The sequence below is a fragment of the Oceanisphaera avium genome (assembly GCF_002157875.1).
In the GTDB taxonomy this organism is placed as follows: domain Bacteria; phylum Pseudomonadota; class Gammaproteobacteria; order Enterobacterales; family Aeromonadaceae; genus Oceanimonas; species Oceanimonas avium.
Map to the genome: position 1 here is coordinate 819,433 of NZ_CP021376.1, position 17,793 is coordinate 837,225.

Annotated in this window: 15 protein-coding genes and 1 pseudogene; 3 read left to right on the forward strand and 13 right to left on the reverse strand. The window is 48.3% G+C overall.

The genetic code is table 11. The features are described from left to right. Positions 1–71: 71 nt before the first annotated feature. Entirely contained in the window at positions 72–962 is an 891-nt protein-coding gene (locus CBP12_RS03720; RefSeq protein ID WP_086963073.1) for a formate/nitrite transporter family protein, read from the forward strand. Here the strand turns inward: CBP12_RS03720 and CBP12_RS03725 are convergent, their stop codons facing one another. The 5 genes from CBP12_RS03725 to apbC all read right to left on the reverse strand — a co-directional run bounded on the left by CBP12_RS03725 (position 963) and on the right by apbC (position 6,357). Then, positions 963–2,003, reverse strand: a complete 1,041-nt coding sequence (locus CBP12_RS03725) for an alpha/beta hydrolase (protein WP_086963075.1) — start codon at positions 2,001–2,003, stop codon at positions 963–965. 31 nt (positions 2,004–2,034) lie between these two features. Continuing rightward, positions 2,035–2,514 carry a low molecular weight protein-tyrosine-phosphatase gene (locus CBP12_RS03730; protein ID WP_086963077.1) on the reverse strand — a complete coding sequence of 160 codons (480 nt, stop codon included), beginning with the start codon at positions 2,512–2,514 and terminating at the stop codon, positions 2,035–2,037. Between the two features lie 26 nt (positions 2,515–2,540). Continuing rightward, positions 2,541–4,547 (reverse strand): AsmA family protein, encoded by a 2,007-nt coding sequence (locus CBP12_RS03735; RefSeq protein WP_086963080.1) that lies wholly within the window; start codon positions 4,545–4,547, stop codon positions 2,541–2,543. A gap of 23 nt (positions 4,548–4,570) precedes the next feature. Then, a complete protein-coding gene (gene dcd, locus CBP12_RS03740; protein ID WP_086963082.1) occupies positions 4,571–5,152 on the reverse strand; it encodes a dCTP deaminase in 582 nt (193 codons plus the stop codon). Positions 5,153–5,286: 134 nt separating this feature from the next. Then, positions 5,287–6,357, reverse strand: a complete 1,071-nt coding sequence (gene apbC / locus CBP12_RS03745; protein ID WP_086963084.1) for an iron-sulfur cluster carrier protein ApbC — start codon at positions 6,355–6,357, stop codon at positions 5,287–5,289. A gap of 239 nt (positions 6,358–6,596) precedes the next feature. Here apbC and metG point away from each other — a divergent pair, with 239 nt between their 5' ends. Beyond that, positions 6,597–8,636, forward strand: coding sequence for a methionine--tRNA ligase (gene metG, locus CBP12_RS03750; RefSeq protein WP_086963086.1), 2,040 nt, complete (start codon positions 6,597–6,599; stop codon positions 8,634–8,636). A 158-nt stretch (positions 8,637–8,794) separates the two neighbouring features. On the opposite strand, the gene CBP12_RS03755 is transcribed toward metG, so the two are convergent. The 3 genes from CBP12_RS03755 to pabB all read right to left on the reverse strand — a co-directional run bounded on the left by CBP12_RS03755 (position 8,795) and on the right by pabB (position 12,309). After that, positions 8,795–10,171 carry an L-serine ammonia-lyase gene (locus CBP12_RS03755; RefSeq protein ID WP_086963088.1) on the reverse strand — a complete coding sequence of 459 codons (1,377 nt, stop codon included), beginning with the start codon at positions 10,169–10,171 and terminating at the stop codon, positions 8,795–8,797. A gap of 134 nt (positions 10,172–10,305) precedes the next feature. Beyond that, positions 10,306–10,872 (reverse strand): CoA pyrophosphatase, encoded by a 567-nt coding sequence (locus CBP12_RS03760; RefSeq protein WP_232455141.1) that lies wholly within the window; start codon positions 10,870–10,872, stop codon positions 10,306–10,308. A 42-nt stretch (positions 10,873–10,914) separates the two neighbouring features. Next, the gene (pabB, locus tag CBP12_RS03765) at positions 10,915–12,309 is read right to left on the reverse strand and encodes an aminodeoxychorismate synthase component I (RefSeq protein ID WP_086963092.1); all 1,395 of its coding nucleotides are present in this window, start codon (positions 12,307–12,309) and stop codon (positions 10,915–10,917) included. A 189-nt stretch (positions 12,310–12,498) separates the two neighbouring features. Between pabB and CBP12_RS03770 the strand changes: the two are divergent. After that, positions 12,499–14,018 (forward strand): annotated as a pseudogene (locus CBP12_RS03770) (fumarate hydratase). A 272-nt stretch (positions 14,019–14,290) separates the two neighbouring features. Here CBP12_RS03770 and arsB read toward each other — a convergent pair. The 5 genes from arsB to narL all read right to left on the reverse strand — a co-directional run bounded on the left by arsB (position 14,291) and on the right by narL (position 17,754). Then, positions 14,291–15,328 (reverse strand): ACR3 family arsenite efflux transporter, encoded by a 1,038-nt coding sequence (gene arsB / locus CBP12_RS03775; RefSeq protein ID WP_086963093.1) that lies wholly within the window; start codon positions 15,326–15,328, stop codon positions 14,291–14,293. A 102-nt stretch (positions 15,329–15,430) separates the two neighbouring features. Then, positions 15,431–16,156: an arsenical resistance protein ArsH gene (gene arsH / locus CBP12_RS03780; protein ID WP_086965353.1), complete on the reverse strand. Its 726-nt coding sequence runs from the start codon at positions 16,154–16,156 to the stop codon at positions 15,431–15,433. 50 nt (positions 16,157–16,206) lie between these two features. Then, complete coding sequence (locus CBP12_RS03785) at positions 16,207–16,671, reverse strand: arsenate reductase ArsC (RefSeq protein WP_086963096.1); 465 nt, start codon at positions 16,669–16,671, stop codon at positions 16,207–16,209. A gap of 15 nt (positions 16,672–16,686) precedes the next feature. Beyond that, positions 16,687–17,028, reverse strand: a complete 342-nt coding sequence (locus CBP12_RS03790; protein WP_086963098.1) for a metalloregulator ArsR/SmtB family transcription factor — start codon at positions 17,026–17,028, stop codon at positions 16,687–16,689. 102 nt (positions 17,029–17,130) lie between these two features. Beyond that, on the reverse strand, positions 17,131–17,754 hold the full coding sequence (gene narL / locus CBP12_RS03795; protein WP_086963100.1) for a two-component system response regulator NarL: 624 nt from the start codon (positions 17,752–17,754) through the stop codon (positions 17,131–17,133). Between the last annotated feature and the right edge of the window lie 39 nt (positions 17,755–17,793).

A 17,793-nucleotide genomic window follows, 5' to 3' on the forward strand; every position in this document is an offset into this window, starting at 1 on the left:
TTGTTTAATTGAGCTTATCGTCTTTATTTTGGTTATTACTGCCTCTTTCTCGTTTATTAAAGGATAAAGAGATGGATAAACATAACGCCTCTCAATCGCAGAGCCATACTAAGCAAGCCCGTGAAAAGCGCGAACAAACGCCAACTTCCAGTGAGCAAGCACTGACGGATAAAGAACGAGACTCTGTCGCCGAGAACGGTAACTTATCTTCACTTACTGTCTATTCAATCATTTGGCGCGAGGGTGAAAATGAGTTAGAACGCCCTAAGGCTTCCTTGTGGTGGTCGGGGGTGGCGGCGGGGATTGGTATTTCAACCTCGGTGCTGGTTGAGGGCATTATTCGGACTAATTTAGGGGAAGATCATGACTATTTAGGACTGTTCGAGAGCTTAGGTTACACCTTTGGTTTTGTGCTAGTGATCTTATGTCGGTTACAGCTTTTTACTGAAAATACTATTACCGTTATTTTACCTCTCTTAGCAGAGCCTACTCGCCGGCGGTGTTATTGCGTGGCCCGTTTATGGAGCTTAGTATTTTTGGCCAACTTAGTGGGCACCTTTTTGGCTGCCGCACTGAGCTTTTATGCCCACATACTCTCCCCCTCAGTCTTACATGCGATTATCACTATTTCTCAAGAAGTAGGCAGCTTGAGTTGGTCCGAGTCGCTCTTACGTGCCACGCCTTCGGGTTTTATTATTGCCGCCTTAGTGTGGATGTTACCTTCTGCTAAAAATAGCCAGCTGAGTGTCATTATTATGTTTACTTGGTTGATTGCCGCCGGCGGCTTTACTCATGTTATCGCAGGCTCTTATGAGATCTTTATTTTGGTACTCAATAATGATCTAAGTCTGTTTGACAGCCTTATTTATCATATATTGCCGGTATTGTTGGGTAATATTATTGGTGGCACCGGATTATTTGCGTTGCTTGCTTATGGCCAAGTCCATGAAGAAATGACTTAACTAAACTTGAGCTGTTTTTGCTTCAATGCGCGCTAAAAAGTCTGCGATATCGCTAAAAGCAGGCTCATGAGTGCGGGAAAAAATATGCCAAACATGCACTTTGTTGGGGTAGCGCTGTAACTCCACACTAGAGCCAGCGGCGCGCGCTTTCTTGGTATAGGCTTCAATACCTTCTAATAAAATTTCACTATCACTAGCTTGAATAAGGGTGGGCGTTAATTGCTGTAGCTCTGCCCGAAGCGGTGATACCCAAGGATGTCCGGGGCGAGTACGCATCAGTAACGCTAGGCCCAGCCACAATAGCGGTTTAGGCAGCCACGCCAATGGCGCCACTATAGGCCCTAATAAGGGGTCGCGAGCAACATTAGGGCCTTTGCGCAGCGAGTCTCGTAATAAGTCGGTAGCAGGCGATAACGCAACGGCCGCGCTAGGGCTTGGCAAAGCCCTATCTCTTATCCAGGTGAGCAGCGCCAAGGTATGACTGCCGCCTGCCGAGTCGCCGGCGATCACCATAAAATCGGCGGCTCCGGGTCCCTGTGGACCATGCTCTAGTAACCACAGATAAGCCTGTTGGCAATCTTTTAGCCCAGTAAGATAACTATGCTCAGGGATCAGTCGATAATCGATGGCAAAGACACAAGCATTAGCTAATAAGGCAAATTGATCGGTAATGCGTCTATGACTTTGCGGGCTACCGGCACTCCAGCCGCCACCATGGATATATAAAATACGGCGTTTAGGATTTGCATGTGGGGGGAGTAGCCATTCTCCTTTAGGTGCGCCCTCACCGCCACTTGGCACAATGGTAGAGACGGTGTTGACTTCTTGACCTAAGCGCTCCATCACCTCGCGGTAAAAAGAAATTTTTGACCATAAGGGTTTGGTATCGGCTTCGACGTGAATAGCCGCTATCTCAGCCAAAATATGCGCTTGTTCAGCATCCACTTTATAGTCGGCTTGGTAATAATAGGGCTGGCGCGTCACGCACCACCTTAGCCACAGCACCAACACAGCAATGACCAGCACACTTAAAATGGACATATTCCCGCCTCTGTAAATGCACTATTACATTTTAACGTACGTCCGCTAACCAGGCATCACACGCCGACTCAACTAAATCTAACACCTGCTCGAAGCCTTGCTCAGTGCCATAATAAGGATCTGGTACTTCTTGTCCTTCGCCCCCCTCACTCTTACTTAATAATAAAGCAATTTTATGACGATGCTCCGCTGGGCAAATCGCGCTAAGATCAGCTAGGTTTTGCTTATCAGCCGCCAAAATATGGCTGAAATAACTAAAGTCACTCGCCGTGATTTGGCGAGCATAGATATTGCTAAAGTCATAGCCTCTGCGCTCACCTGCGGCTTGGGCGCGAGCGTCGGGACGCGCGCCCGCATGACCACCATAAGTGCCAGCTGAGTCAACTTCTATGGCAAGCCCCGCGTCTTCAGCGCGCTTTCGAAACACAGCTTCTGCACTGGGCGAGCGGCAAATATTGCCAAGACAGACAATTAACACCCGAGGAGATGAATGAGACAGTGACGCAGACATAACAGACTCCTTAACAAAAAAGCGTATTACAGCCCTAATTTATCTAATAAGCCGGGCAGTTTATCTCCCAGTTTTTTTTCTAATTTATCACCGAGTTTACCGTCTAACTTTCGCTTTAAACGATCCATTTCCTTGTCGGTTTTATCACCTAGGTAAATATCAAATACTTGTTGTAAATCGAGGCGATATTGCGGCTCTTTATAGGTACCGCTAATACGAATAGGCAAGATAATGTTTTTTAACTCATCTATCTCTTCACCCTCTTGGTCTTTTATGCTTCCTACCACAGCGGTATTTAATAAGATATCCATGGACTCATCGGCCAGCTTAGTCTGACCTTGGCCATCGATACGTAATAAGGGGGACACAAGATGTAAATTATCGGTACTGACCACGCCTTTGTTTAAGGCAAAGTCTGCCGCTAGCTCACTAAAGTCAGTTTTTTGTGCTGCCGTTGCTACCGGTACCGGCAACCCTTTGACTTTAGCGTGGGCACGCTGAATAAGCTCTGTAACATTCACGCCCTCTAGCGCGCCATCACGCATCTTTAACTCGGCGCTGGCGTTAAGATTTTTTTGTAACTGGGTATCACTAAAGCCCTCACCGGTCGCAATTAAGCTGATATCGGTCAGCCCTTCTAAATAATCAATATCCGTGGTCGCACTCAGTAGGGCTTTAGCATTCACTTGGCTTAACTGTTGCTGTAGTCGAAAAGTCGTGGGCTGCTCACTAAAATTCAGAGTAGCTTGACCTTTGGTATGTCCCTCATACAACTGCGCTTGGATAGGGTTTAGCTCAAGCTTTCCTTGCTTAGACTTAATGTGCACTGCAAGTTGCTCTAACTCAACGCCTTGAATAATTAGCGTGTCTGCAGCTAAGTCTCCTTCAAGATCCAGCGTATGCAACCAGGTTTTGCTGGCCTCACTGGTAGGGGTGGAAGAAGATAAAGTGGCAGGCACAGAGGTCGGCGTGATGGGCGTGGCTTTTTGTTTACTGTTAGAAGCGCTGGATTGGCGATTGGCTTTACTCGCAGATTTTTTACTCACTCCAGGCGTGCCCGTTTGCCACTCCTTTTGTAGCGCATCTAAGTTTAGCGATGGCGTATGCAAGTTAAAGCTTAACTCAGGCACACTTTGTTGGCGAAGTGCCAGCTCACCGCTTACATTGAGCTCACCTACCGCTAAATTAAGCTCACTAAACTCTGCCAGCTTTTGTTCAATATCATAACTTAGCTGACCTTGGAGCTTAAGTTGTTTATTGCCTGGAATAGCACGACCTGTAGCACTGGTTTCTAAGACTAAGTCGTTAATAGAAAAACGGTTAAGCTCAGGCGCTAACCAAAATTTTCCATCAAGGGTAATGTAGGCCTGAATATCATCGCTAAATAAATTAGCCGATAAATTTAGCGGGACGACGTTATCGGGAGCAAATTCATCTAATTTAACATTCACTTTCGTTAAACGAGTGAGCTTACCCGTGCCCTGATTTTGCATCACCACTTCGCCATCTTGTACTTGTACCCCAGCTAACGTCACATCTAGGGATTTTTTCTGTGCATTTGGCGCGTTGTTTTCTTGGGGTAAGCTTAGGGTCTTATCACTCGTCTCTATTTGTTGAGCAGCGGCTTCTTTATGCTGAGCAAGCTCACGCAAATCATCGATATTAGTTGTGCCATCGGCGCGAGTAATTAAATGAAGCCGGGCATTTTTAAGCACAGCTTCGCCAATTTCCAAGCGCTGATTAAATAAAGGTTGAAGGGCGACATCTAAGCTTAGCTCCCCCACCGCTAAGGTATTACCGCCCTCAAATTGGGGGGGATTAAGTAAGGCTGCATCGGTCACCGTAAAGCCAATGGACGGGAAAAAACGCCAGCTTAAGTCACCATTGATCACTAAGGTGCGACCGGTTTTTTCTTTGGTTTGCTCAACTAGCAATCGTTTCACGCGGTCGGTATCCACCCATTGTGTTAAGACAATGGCGGCCAGTAAGATCAGCAGGACTAAACCCGCCAATCCATAGAGTAGCTTCTTCATGCGTATTTCCCGTATGGTTATTTTTAGTCTTGATTAATGCGACTGGCGTCGGCCCCTTGCTGGGCTTTGTACTTAGCACTGGCACGACTCATATAAGGTCGCTCAGCAGAGCCTGACATAGTTTCAAAGTTAATGGCGCCAATCACCATGTGTGGGCGCAGCGCCAGCGGTAACTTACCGCCGTTATAAAACTCCAGCACAATTCGCCCAGACCAGCCCGGATCAATGCGATGTGCCGTGGCATGCACCATTAACCCTAAGCGTGCCAATGAGGAGCGCCCATCCAGCCAACCGACAATATTATCGGGCAAGGTAATAGATTCAAGAGTGACCGCTAGCGCTAATTCGCCAGGATGAAGGAAAAACGCCTCACCATCGGCAATAAAAATTTCTTCACTCATTACGCTATCAATGGCGGCCGCCACTTCGGCTCTTGGGCCACTTAAGTCAATATAGGGGGCACTGTGTGCCGCAAATACCCTAAACTCATTGCCTAACAGCACATCAACGCTAACACCACTAATACGCTCAGCATCAGGCTCAGGCGTAATATTAATAATACCGTCGGCCAAATAACGCTTAATGTCGCGATCACAAAGACGCATGAAAATTCCTCAACTAACGATAAAGACTCATATTGCTCGCGACGGCTTTTGCCGTTCATCGCTATGCCAGAGCGTGACCACAGGCCCTTCTAGCATAGCTAATGAACGCGGCTATCTAAGCATTATGCAACTGATTAAACGAGGCGAGTATACAGGCTGGTGGGGATGGCCTTACCGCTAAAATATAAGCCACACGCAATGCGCGCCGCTATGGTTAAATACTGCTCGGCTATCTCGCCATCTGGCTCGACTAGCATGGTGGGGCGACCTTTATCCATGTCTACCCCAATACGGGCATTCAACGGAAGCTGGCCAAGTAAAGGCACTTGGTTTTTTTGCGCCACCCGCGAGCCACCGCCTTCACCAAAGAGCGCTTCTTGATGCCCGCATTGGCCGCAAATATGGTAACTCATGTTTTCAATAACCCCCAGCACCGGCACATTCACTTTGCGAAACATACTAATGCCTTTAACGGCATCTGCCAGTGCCACATTTTGTGGCGTGGTCACCACCACTGCGGCCGTAGTGGGGACACTTTGTGAAATAGTAATTTGAATATCGCCTGTGCCTGGTGGCAAGTCCACGATTAAATAATCCAGCTCTCCCCAACGGGTTTCATGCAAAATTTGTGTGAGCGCTTTACTGGCCATAGGGCCGCGCCAAATAGTGGCATCTTGTTCGTTAACCAAAAAACCTATGCTGTTAGCGAGCAGACCATGTGCTTGGATCGGCACCATCGTTTTACCATCATTAACCGGTCTGGCCCCCATCATCCCTAACATCATAGGAATTGAAGGTCCGTACACATCCGCATCTAAAATGCCGACTCGCGCGCCGAGTTTTTGTAGTGCCAAAGCCACATTCACCGCCGTAGTGGACTTACCTACGCCGCCTTTACCAGAAGAGATGGCAATAATATTGCGCACACCCGCCACCCCTTGGGCATCATTTGCCCGAGCTAATGTGGCCACATCCACGCTCACTTGCCACTCTACTCGCTGAGCGCCACTCACTTGGCACAGCTTAGAGTCAAGCTGGCGTAAGCTTGCATCGAGTTGATAGTCAACAAAAGGCAAGACCAATTTAAGCACTAAGGTATCTTGTGCTAAATGGGTATCTCGCACCACGCCACTGCTTGCAATATCTCTTGCCCAGTGTGGGGGAACAAACTGGCCTAGCACCGCCATAATATCGTTATTATTCATGCACTCTTGCCTCTTGATGAAGATGCTAGCCACTCTAGCAAAAAGCCTACAGCGACGAAACGCACAACACTCTACAAAGCGCAAAATTACGCCATTAGCGCGTCTTTATTTTCTTAAACACTAAAATATGCTGACTTTTACCGCTATCCGGCGGAAAAAGTTAGCCATCTATGTATAAGCGAAAAAAACTCGGGTAACATAGCGCCCCCACCTTAATTGACTTATATAGAATGGAAATTATGGCTATCGAACCACGTAAGATACTTGTCACCTGCGCCCTACCCTATGCCAATGGATCTATTCACCTTGGCCATATGTTGGAGCATATTCAGGCTGATATCTGGGTTCGTTATCAGCGAATGCGCGGCCATACTGTTCATTTTATTTGCGCCGATGATGCCCATGGTACGCCCATTATGCTCAAGGCCAAGCAGTTAGGGATAGCGCCTGAAGAAATGATCGCCCAGGTGAAAGCCGAGCATGAAGCTGACTTTGCCCGTTTTAATATCGGCTTTGATAACTACCACACCACTCATAGCACTGAGAACCGTGAGCTGGCTGAGCTTATTTATGGGCGCTTAAAAGAAAACGGCTATATAGAAAACCGTACTATCTCTCAGCTTTTTGATCCTGAGCAGAATATGTTTTTGCCAGATCGCTTTGTTAAAGGCACCTGTCCAAGCTGTAAGTCAGAGGATCAATACGGCGATAACTGTGATGTCTGTGCCGCCACCTATAGCCCTACTGAGCTGATTAACCCGCACTCGGCAGTGTCGGGGGCAACGCCCATCATGAAAGACAGCGAGCATTTTTTCTTCGACTTACCGCAATTTAGCGCCATGTTAAAAGCCTGGACTCGCTCTGGCGCGCTACAAGAAGAAATGGCTAACAAATTAGAAGAGTGGTTTGAAGCCGGTCTACATCAATGGGACATTACCCGAGATGCGCCCTACTTTGGTTTTGAGATCCCTGGCGCGCCTGGCAAGTATTTCTATGTATGGTTAGATGCGCCCATTGGCTACATGGGCTCGTTTAAGAACTACTGCGATAAGCGCGGCGATGTGAGCTTTGATGAATACTGGCAACCAGACAGCACCACTGAGCTTTATCATTTTATTGGTAAAGACATTGTGTATTTCCATAGTCTGTTTTGGCCGGCCATGCTTGAGGGTAGCGGCTTTAGAAAGCCCACCAATGTCTTCGTCCATGGCTATGTCACCGTCGATGGCGCTAAAATGTCAAAATCAAAAGGCACCTTTATTAAGGCGGATACCTATCTCCAGCACCTCGACCCTGAGTGCTTGCGCTACTATTACGCTGCTAAGCTCTCAAGTCGTATTGACGATCTTGACTTAAACCTCACTGATTTTGTGGCTCGCGTAAATAGCGATGTGGTTAATAAGCTGGTTAACTTGGCCTCACGTAATGCAGGCTTTATCACCAAGAAATTTGCAGGAAAACTCGCTGCCACTTGCAGTGAGCCACAGTTATACGCGGACTTTGCCGCCGCGGCCGAGCGCATCGGCCACTTTTATGAGCAACGCGAATTTGGCCGCGCCATTCGCGATATTATGGCACTGGCCGATAAAGCGAACCGCTATGTCGATGATAAAGCGCCGTGGGTCTTGGCTAAAGAAGAGGGTAAAGACCAAGAGTTACATGAAGTCTGCTCCATGGGCATCAATTTATTTGCAGTATTAATGACTTATTTAAAACCGGTTATGCCACTTTTGACCGAGCGTGCCGAGGCTTACCTTAATACTCATTTAACGTGGGATGGCGTAGCTAGCCCCTTAGTCGACCATCAGCTAAGTGCCTTTAGCCCCTTATTTAAGCGCATGGATCCGCTGCACATCGCTAACATGATAGAAGCCTCTAAAGAAGACTTAGCCGCCGAGCTAGAAGTGACCGCCGCCCCGCTTAGCGGACCGTTATCCGACGACCCTATTAGTGAGACCATCAGCTTTGATGACTTTGCTAAAATTGATCTACGCGTCGCCTTGATCAGCAAAGCTGAGGCTGTGCCTAAGGCCGATAAACTGCTGCGCTTAGAATTGGACTTAGGCGGCGAGACTCGCCAAGTATTTGCCGGCATTAAGTCCGCTTATAAGCCCGAAGATTTAGAGGGCAAACTGACGGTGATGGTGGCCAACTTGGCTCCGCGCAAGATGAGCTTTGGTATGAGTGAAGGCATGGTGCTGGCAGCCGGCCCAGGTGGTGAAGACCTGTGGATTTTAGAGCCTCACGCCGGCGCAAAGCCCGGCATGCGAATTAAATAATGCCCCCCTCTGGGCGCATTAGCTTTACGCGAAAGCTTGATATCTGGCAGCAAATCGTCTTTTTCTTAACGCGTAAAGCGCTTAACCTCTTTTAAAAAAACAGCGAGCCGCGAGGCTCGCTGTTTTTTATTCGTATGGCTTATCACTCCCCGCAGTGGCTAACACTGGGTAATATTCACGGCCAAGCCGCCGCGGGCGGTTTCTTTATATTTACTCTTCATATCAAAGCCCGTTTCGCGCATGGTTTTAATGACTTTATCTAGCGATACCTTATGCTGGCCATCACCGCGCAGCGCCAAGCGACTCGCATTAATGGCTTTTACCGCGCCCATGGCATTGCGCTCTATACAGGGCACTTGTACAAGACCGCCCACGGGATCGCAAGTGAGCCCCAAATTATGCTCCATCCCTATTTCTGCTGCATTTTCAACTTGCACAACACTGCCGCCTTGTAGAGCACACAAGGCCGCCGCCGCCATTGAGCAAGCCACCCCCACTTCGCCTTGACAACCTACTTCGGCACCCGAAATCGAGGCATTTTCTTTATATAGGATGCCAATGGCGGCGGCCGTTAAAAAATAAGTGAGCAAGTGAGCCTCGGTCACCGGATGCACAAAATGGTGATAATAATGCAGTACCGCAGGAATAATACCCGCAGCACCATTAGTAGGAGCCGTAACCACGCGCCCCCCCGCGGCATTTTCTTCATTCACCGCCATCGCATATAAGTCCACCCACTCCATGACGTGCAAGGGATCTTGGCTTGGTTCACTATTAAGTTTAATAAATAAGTCATGGGCTCGCCGGCGAAGCTTTAAACTCCCGGGTAAGACTCCCGAAGTTTCACAGCCTCGCCTGACGCAAGCTTGCATGACCTGCCATAACTCAGTTAAGCCGTGAATTATCTCTGACTCACTGCGCTTTACTTGTTCATTAGCCAGCATTAGCTCGCTTACACTGAGCTGGTGCTGCTGACACAGTGCAAGCAATTCATCTCCACTACTAAATGGATAAGGCACGATCGGGCTGCCAGAGTGGGCGATGGCCGTAGCGTTGGTAAAATCTTGTGCTTTAACAATAAAGCCGCCCCCTATGGAATAATAAGACTGCTCATGCAAAACCTTATCACTTGGCTTACCAAACACCCGAAAGGTCATGCCATTACTGTGCAGCGGCAGCGTTTTGCGCTGATGAAAAACAATCGCATTGCGACGCGGAAAAACGACGCTGTGCAGTTGATTGAGTAACAACTGCTCCTTGCGGTCAACCTCGGCTAAAAACTCTGGGATAAGATCAATATCGACCGTATCAGGAGCAAAACCTGCTAGGCCTAAAATCACCGCCTTGCCGGAGCCATGGCCATGACCGGTTTGCCCTAAAGAGCCAAAAAGCTCTACTTCTATTCTTGTTACTGCGCTTAATTCATCTTGCTGGCTTACATGCTGAATAAAATCTAGCGCGGCGCGCATCGGCCCCACAGTGTGTGAAGAAGAAGGGCCTATGCCAATACTAAACAGTTCGAATACGCTGATCATCGCCACTCCTAGCTAAACGGGCCGTCATAGCCGCCTAACTTTAATCAGAATATTGTAGGGATATATGATGCAGAGAAAAATTTATTTTAGTAAAGAGACATTTTGGCAGTGGAATATGTGAGCTCGATCGCGAACTAACGAGCAATCTGCTTAGAGAAGTTATGAATAACGCGTGCAGTAATGCCCCAAATCCACACTTGCTGCCAGCGAATAAATATCACCTCATGCTCTTGTCCCTGACGGTTAAGGCGAAAAATATGGTGATGGCGCAAGTCCAGTAAATAATCCAGTGGCACTTGAAAGACTGCCGCCACTTCACTGGGATTAAGTTTAAAGCTGGGCTGACCTGAAACTAAGCCAATAAAAGGCGTAAGCGCAAAGCCAGACACTGTATATTGCGCCTCGAGTTGGCCTAGCGGTTGGCATAAATGCGGTAATAAGCCAATTTCTTCCCAGCTTTCACGAAGTGCCGTGTGCCAAAGACTGGCATCGGTGCTATCAAAACGCCCGCCAGGAAAACTCACCTGCCCTGGGTGGTGGCGTAACTCTAGACTACGGCGCGTCAGTATTAACTCTAAGCCACAGCTGCCTTCAACAATCGGCATTAATACCGCCGCTGCATGAGCATGGCGTGGCAGAGTGGGATCAGGTCGCGGCGTTAATAAATTAATGCGGGTTTTTAATTCACTTAAAGTCATCATTTTTACTTGTTAAGGCAAACATGTACTGGAGCATGGCGCATGTTAGGTACCCTCAACGGGCGAGATAGCACTTAAGACCGGCAAAATTTTCGCTAGTTTATCAAATAACTCTTGATACTCAGACTGAGCCTCTGAGTCCGCGACTATGCCCCCGCCTGCCCAACAATAAAGCGACGGCTGTTTTGCGACTAAAGTCCGAATGGTAATACTCGTATCCATACGACCATGAGCACTAATATAACCAATACTGCCACAATAAGCATGGCGACGGTGCGTCTCTAGCTCTTCAATAATCTCCATCGCACGTACCTTGGGCGCTCCCGTAATGGAGCCGCCAGGAAAAGTGGCGGCTAATAAGTCCACGGCGCTTAGCGCCCCATCCAGCTCACCGGTAATAGTAGACACCAAATGATGCACGGCTGGAAACGACTCTATGGCAAATAAAGAGGGGACTTTTACCGAACCTGGTACACACACCCGCCCAATATCGTTACGTAATAAGTCCACTATCATTAGGTTTTCGGCGCGATCTTTAGGCGCCTGTTGTAACTCAGTGGCCAGTTGCTGATCAAGCAGCACATCACGACTTCGCGCCCGCGTGCCTTTAATGGGTTTAGTTTCTACATATTGGTCATTAAGGGCAATAAAACGCTCTGGTGATACGCTTAATAAGGTAGTGCTAGGTAATTGTAAAAAAGCAGAGAACGGCGCTTGATTTTGTGCACTTAATTGACAATAGGCTTGCCAGCTGTCACCGGTATAGGTGGCCTTAAAGCGCAGCGTTAAGTTAATTTGATAGCAATCCCCCGCCGCTAAATAAGACTGTACCTGATTAAAGCTGTGCAGATATTGGGCTTGGCTCTTACTGGCTTGCCACCCACTGGTGAGACTAAAAGGCAGGCCCGGTTTAATCTGTTGTTGCTGCCACCATAATAAGCGCGCTTTAAGTGCTTGCTCGTCTCCCACCACCACTAAATATGCGCATTGACTCTGGGTATCAATCACCCAGGCCCAGTCGACAATGGCCACCGCCATGTCGGGGGTTAGTTGATCATTGATGGCGCGAGTGGGGAGTTGTTCCAGTCGTCGCCCCAAGTCATAACTAAATAGGCCTATGGCTCCTCCACAAAAGGGCAGATGGGCAAACTCTGCGGGCAAGCTTACTTTGCCAATGAGTTTATCTTGCCAGTGCTTTACGAGTGCAAAAGGTGAGTCGTTAGTGATCTGGCGCTCGCCTTGATAGTCAATATAGGTGAGCTCACCGTCAGTGGTTAAGGTCGCTAGCGGCTCAGCACTGATAATATGAAAGCGACTATCGACACTTAAGGGCGCGCCAGACTCCAGTAACATGGCCCATGGCAGATGCGCAATAGGTGAAAAAAAATCGTGCACAGCCCCACTAAATGCTTGGCTATGGATGTGTAAAGACATTTGCATACTGTAATCCACTCGACAATTTTAACATCCTTAACCAGCGAGACTGGCCAGCCTAGGGCGGTGAAGCGTATCATAGCCCCCTATTAACAATACAGAGCCGGTTCTGGATGGGTGTGCTTATTTTTTTAACTAACTTGTATTCACCCTATTTGCCTCAACCTAGCCCCCGCCGACCCGCAAGAGGAAGCCATGAGCATTATTAAGAAGCAGGATTTTATCGAGTCGGTTGCCGATGCACTGCAATATATTTCTTATTATCACCCGCTGGACTTCGTACACGCGCTAGAAAAAGCGTATTTAAAAGAAGAAAGCCGTGCTGCAAAAGACGCGATTGCGCAAATCTTAATTAACTCGCGTATGGCCGCCGAAGGACATCGCCCCTTATGCCAAGACACTGGCATTGTGACCTGTTTTGTAAAAATTGGCATGCAAGTGCAGTGGGACAGTGATTTAACAGTACAAGAAATGGTGGATGAAGGGGTGCGCCGTGCTTACTTAAATGCCGATAATCCACTGCGCGCCTCTATTGTGGCCGACCCTGCCGGCAAGCGCATTAATACCAAAGACAACACGCCAGCGGTAGTGCACATCGATATGGTAGCTGGCTCAAGCGTTGAAGTCGCGATTGCCGCCAAAGGGGTGGTTCTGAAAATAAGTCTAAAATGGCCATGCTTAACCCCTCCGACGACGTGGCAGAATGGGTATTAAAAACGCTGCCTACTATGGGGGCGGGTTGGTGCCCACCGGGCATGTTGGGCATTGGTATTGGCGGCACCGCCGAAAAAGCCGCGGTGCTGGCCAAAGAGTCACTCATGGATCCAGTAGATATTCACGAGCTTATAGAACGGGGCGCCGAGTCCACTGAAGAGAAATTGCGCTTAGAAATCTTTGAAAAAGCCAATAAGCTGGGTATCGGTGCCCAAGGTTTGGGTGGCTTAACTACAGTGGTCGACATTAAAATTAAAACCGCCCCCACCCATGCGGCCTCTAAGCCGGTGGTCATGATTCCAAACTGTGCGGCCACGCGCCATGTGCACTTTACTCTTGATGGCTCGGGTCCCGCCGAGCTAAGCCCGCCAAAGCTTGAAGACTGGCCACAAGTGACGTGGGAGGTGGGCGACAGTGCGCGGCGCGTTAACTTAGACACTGTGACACATGCCGACATCATGGAGTGGAAAATGGGCGAGACGGTATTGCTCTCCGGTAAATTACTCACTGGGCGAGATGCGGCCCACCAGCGAATTCAGCAAATGTTAGCTAATGGCGAAGCCTTGCCGGTGGACTTTAACGAGCGCTTTATTTATTACGTGGGCCCCGTTGATGCTATCGGCGACGAAGCCGTGGGCCCTGCTGGCCCCACCACCGCCACTCGCATGGATAAGTTTACCGACATGATGTTAGAAGATGCCGGTTTACTGGGCATGATTGGCAAAGCCGAGCGTGGCCCCGCGACCGTTGAGTCCATTAAGCAGCATAAAGCCGTGTATTTGATGGCGGTGGGGGGTGCTGCTTATCTGGTGGCGAAAGCGGTGAAAAAAGCGCGCGTGGTGGCCTTTGCCGACTTGGGCATGGAAGCCATCTATGAGTTTGAAGTAGAAAATATGCCCGTCACAGTGGCGGTAGACAGTGAAGGCAATAACGCGCACGTCACCGGCCCCGCCATTTGGCAAGCTAAAATTGAAGAGTTGGATGCCCGATTAAGCAAGTAAATACCGCTGTACGTTCTACGCTGTACGAACAACACCGTGCCTCGGCTCGGTGTTGTTGTTTAATTAGCCAAAACACAATAAACCTAAACTCTCTGGCAACTAAATCCACGAAACAGTTTAAAAAACGTGGTACGCCAAGCGTTGAGCGCTTTACGTAAAACCAACCCCAAATCGGTGTCTTTCTTTAACGTAAGGCGTAAAACGTCCCGCTTCCCGAAGAGGGGGAGTGTATTGTCCCCTTCACGCCCTACTCTTAACAAAGCGGGTTTTTATTACTCATCAGTAGCAAAATAATCTCGGGTGTGATTAGCAAACCACACTAAGGACAACATCACCGGTACCTCCACTAGCACGCCCACTACGGTGGCCAGTGCCGCGCCTGAATGTAGGCCAAATACGCCAATAGCCACGGCGACTGCTAGCTCAAAAAAGTTGGAGGTACCGATCATGCACGCCGGTGCCGCTATGGTGTGCGGCAGCTTCATGCGCTTGGCTAGCCAATAAGCCAGTGCAAAAATGCCATAGGTTTGCAGCAATAAAGGAATAGCAATTAAGCCAATCACTAAGGGATTAGCTAAAATAGTCGGCGCTTGTAAGCCAAACAACAAGACCACTGTGGCTAATAACCCTAAGATTGACCAAGGCTTACAGCGCTGTGCTAAATAAGACACCGCTAAGGGTTGGGCACGCTTTTCTTGAGCCTGAGTCCAAAGCTTGCGGGTAATAATGCCGGCCCCTAGCGGCAATACCACATACAACAACACCGATAATAACAAGGTATTCCAAGGCACTTGAATGGCGTTTATGCCCAGCAACAATGCCGCTAAAGGTGCGAAGGCAAACATCATGATGAGATTATTCACTGACACTTGCACCAATGTGTAATTGGCATCACCTCGAGTGAGCTGGCTCCACACAAACACCATGGCGGTACAAGGAGCCACACCAAGCAAGATCATACCGGCGATATATTCTCCCGCCGTAGCAGCATCAACCCAAGGTGCAAATAGTACTCTAAAGAATAACCAACCCAGTGTCGCCATGGTAAAGGGCTTAATAAGCCAATTGACAACCAGGGTCAGCAGTAATCCTTTAGGTTTTTTACCGACATTTTTAACGGCACTAAAGTCGATTTGCAGCATCATGGGGTAGATCATCAACCAAATAAGTAGCGCCACCAGCAAGTTGACATGGGCATACTCTAATTGCGCAATCTGGCCAAAGACTCCCGGAGCCCATTGTCCCAATAAGATCCCCACTACTATGCTTAAACCCACCCACAACGACAAATACCGCTCAAACACACCCATATTTACACCTTTTTTTTAACGCCATACGCCATACGCAGTACGAGTCAAACAAACACCGTCTTTTTAGATAAAGCGTACGGCGTATAGCCTACGACGTGAGTTCTAAAGAGCGCTTTGATTAACTCGGGCCATGAGTTGTTCGGCCGTTTCTACTCGCTCCGAGTAACGGTCGGTTAAATAGGCGCTGTTATCTCGGGTCAGCAATGTGAACTTGAGCAGCTCTTCCATCACATCCACAATGCGATTGTAATAAGGCGAGGGCTTCATGCGCTTATTTTCATCAAATTCATTAAACGCCTTGGCCACCGAGGATTGATTAGGAATGGTGATCATACGCATCCAACGCCCTAGTACTCGCAATTGATTAACCACATTAAAAGACTGCGAGCCGCCACACACTTGCATCACAGCTAAGGTTTTACCTTGAGTGGGGCGCAGCGCACCCAAAGATAAAGGGATCCAATCAATTTGTGTTTTCATTACGCCGGTCATGGCACCGTGGCGCTCAGGAGAGCACCACACTTGACCTTCAGACCAAGTGACTAGCTCTCTAAGCTCTTGTACTTTAGGGTGTTCGGCATCGGCGCCATCGGCGAGCGGCAAACCAGTAGGATCATAAATTCGTACATCTGCGCCCATAAACAGTAATAATCGAGCACACTCCTCTATCACTAAACGGCTAAACGAGCATTGGCGTAATGAGCCGTAGAGCAATAAAATCCGCGGCTTATGGGAGTGACTTAATTGTGAAAAATGCGGTATTTGAAAATGTTGTTCATCAATATTAGGTAAGCTGATATCGGGAAGTTGACTGTCTGTTAGGCTCATAAAAGGCTCTCTTAGCAAAATAAGCTCGCTCACCTTGTGGTGAGCTGGCATTACGAATGGGATAATAAAGCCAAGGCATCCGGCCATTGCTCTGGCGCTTGGCGGGCAATCACTAATAACTGCTCAACTCGCTGTTTAATGTGGGTGATGGCTTCGCCAAATGCCAGCGCCACTTGTTCATCACTACCATTAATTTTTGAAGGATCAGCCAGCGGCCAATGGATCACTTGGCTTTGACCAAACCACACTGGGCAGCTTTCTGCGGCGGCACTATCACACACAGTCACGACTACATCGGGGGCAAACTCGGCAAGATCATCCCAAGATTGACTGCTCAGCTCGCCAGTTGCTATAGCCGCTGCTTGCAAATAAAAAAGTGTTAAAGGATGAACTTCGCCTACCGGCTGACTGCCGGCACTGCGCGCAATAAGAAGGCCTTGACCATAATGATTGGTGAGCGCTTCTGATAAAATACTGCGACAGCGATTATGGGTACAAATATAAAGAATTTTCATCTTAGCTCTCAGTGGTTAATCCACGCAGCTCAATGCTCTGGTGATGCGCTGTCGATAGGGGTGCAGATAAAGATTATGTTGGTGATGCACAGTGCCTAAAATATCCCTCGCCCACGGGGAGAGTTGGGAATGTAAGCGATAATACACCCAGCGCCCACGTCGCTCATCTTCCAGTAACTGATGTTTTTTTAGCTCAGCTAGGTGTCGAGAAACCTTAGGTTGGCTTAGCTCTAAAGCCTGCTGCAAATCACACACACATAACTCTTGGTACTCAAATAACAGCAACAAGGAAGTTAGACGAGTGTCATCGGCTAAGCACTTAAAAAAGAGTAACGGCGTTAAGGTCGTTTCGGTCATATTCGGCTCAGTCATGCTTACATATACGAAATATCATATATGTAAGCATGCAGTGTCAACCTTAATGTTGATAAAAATGAGCAAACCTGCTGAAGAGGAGCATTAATGAAGTTCGTTTTCCACTACCCACACCGCCGCTTCGGTGCGAGAGCGCATGCCGAGTTTATTTAATAACCGCTTAACGTGCACTTTCACCGTCCCCTCAGCAATGGTTAGGTGGCGGGCAATCATTTTATTGCTGTGCCCTTTGGCAATCAGTTTTAAGACTTCTTTTTCTCGCTTAGTGAGCAACATAGGGCTCACTTTGGTGCTCTTATTTCGACCACGAATCGCTTCAGCCAGCACGTGAGTTAACTCCGGACTCAGCGCTAACTGATCATGAGCAGCTAAGCGAATTTGCTCAATTAACTCTTCTGGCTCTATATCTTTTAGCAAATAGCCATCTGCGCCTGCTTGTAGCGCTTCTAGCACATGCTGCTTGTCATCAGAGACACTAAAAATAATGATCCTTGCCTCTATGTCACTGTTGCGCAGTGCATGAAGGGTTTCAATACCATCCATACCCGGCATATTAAGATCGAGTAAAATTAAGTCTAAATTTAGTGCATTCGCCAAAGCCACGGCTTCTTCACCTGAGCCGGCTTGGGCCACGGGTAATAAGTCCGCCTCCATGGATAATAAATCACTTAAGCCTCGGCGTAACATGGGGTGATCATCCACTAGCATAATACGTGTCGCACGGGGGGTGTTTGGGGTTGGCTATTA

Excerpts from the sequence above, each read along its gene's own strand:
- CBP12_RS03720 (WP_086963073.1), top strand. The coding sequence starts at position 72 with ATGGATAAACATAACGCCTCTCAATCGCAGAGCCATACTAAGCAAGCC.
- CBP12_RS03725 (WP_086963075.1), bottom strand. The coding sequence starts at position 2,003 with ATGTCCATTTTAAGTGTGCTGGTCATTGCTGTGTTGGTGCTGTGGCTA.
- CBP12_RS03730 (WP_086963077.1), bottom strand. The coding sequence starts at position 2,514 with ATGTCTGCGTCACTGTCTCATTCATCTCCTCGGGTGTTAATTGTCTGT.
- CBP12_RS03735 (WP_086963080.1), bottom strand. The coding sequence starts at position 4,547 with ATGAAGAAGCTACTCTATGGATTGGCGGGTTTAGTCCTGCTGATCTTA.
- dcd (WP_086963082.1), bottom strand. The coding sequence starts at position 5,152 with ATGCGTCTTTGTGATCGCGACATTAAGCGTTATTTGGCCGACGGTATT.
- apbC (WP_086963084.1), bottom strand. The coding sequence starts at position 6,357 with ATGAATAATAACGATATTATGGCGGTGCTAGGCCAGTTTGTTCCCCCA.
- metG (WP_086963086.1), top strand. The coding sequence starts at position 6,597 with ATGGCTATCGAACCACGTAAGATACTTGTCACCTGCGCCCTACCCTAT.
- CBP12_RS03755 (WP_086963088.1), bottom strand. The coding sequence starts at position 10,171 with ATGATCAGCGTATTCGAACTGTTTAGTATTGGCATAGGCCCTTCTTCT.
- CBP12_RS03760 (WP_232455141.1), bottom strand. The coding sequence starts at position 10,872 with ATGATGACTTTAAGTGAATTAAAAACCCGCATTAATTTATTAACGCCG.
- pabB (WP_086963092.1), bottom strand. The coding sequence starts at position 12,309 with ATGCAAATGTCTTTACACATCCATAGCCAAGCATTTAGTGGGGCTGTG.
- arsB (WP_086963093.1), bottom strand. The coding sequence starts at position 15,328 with ATGGGTGTGTTTGAGCGGTATTTGTCGTTGTGGGTGGGTTTAAGCATA.
- arsH (WP_086965353.1), bottom strand. The coding sequence starts at position 16,156 with ATGAGCCTAACAGACAGTCAACTTCCCGATATCAGCTTACCTAATATT.
- CBP12_RS03785 (WP_086963096.1), bottom strand. The coding sequence starts at position 16,671 with ATGAAAATTCTTTATATTTGTACCCATAATCGCTGTCGCAGTATTTTA.
- CBP12_RS03790 (WP_086963098.1), bottom strand. The coding sequence starts at position 17,028 with ATGACCGAAACGACCTTAACGCCGTTACTCTTTTTTAAGTGCTTAGCC.
- narL (WP_086963100.1), bottom strand. The coding sequence starts at position 17,754 with ATGCTAGTGGATGATCACCCCATGTTACGCCGAGGCTTAAGTGATTTA.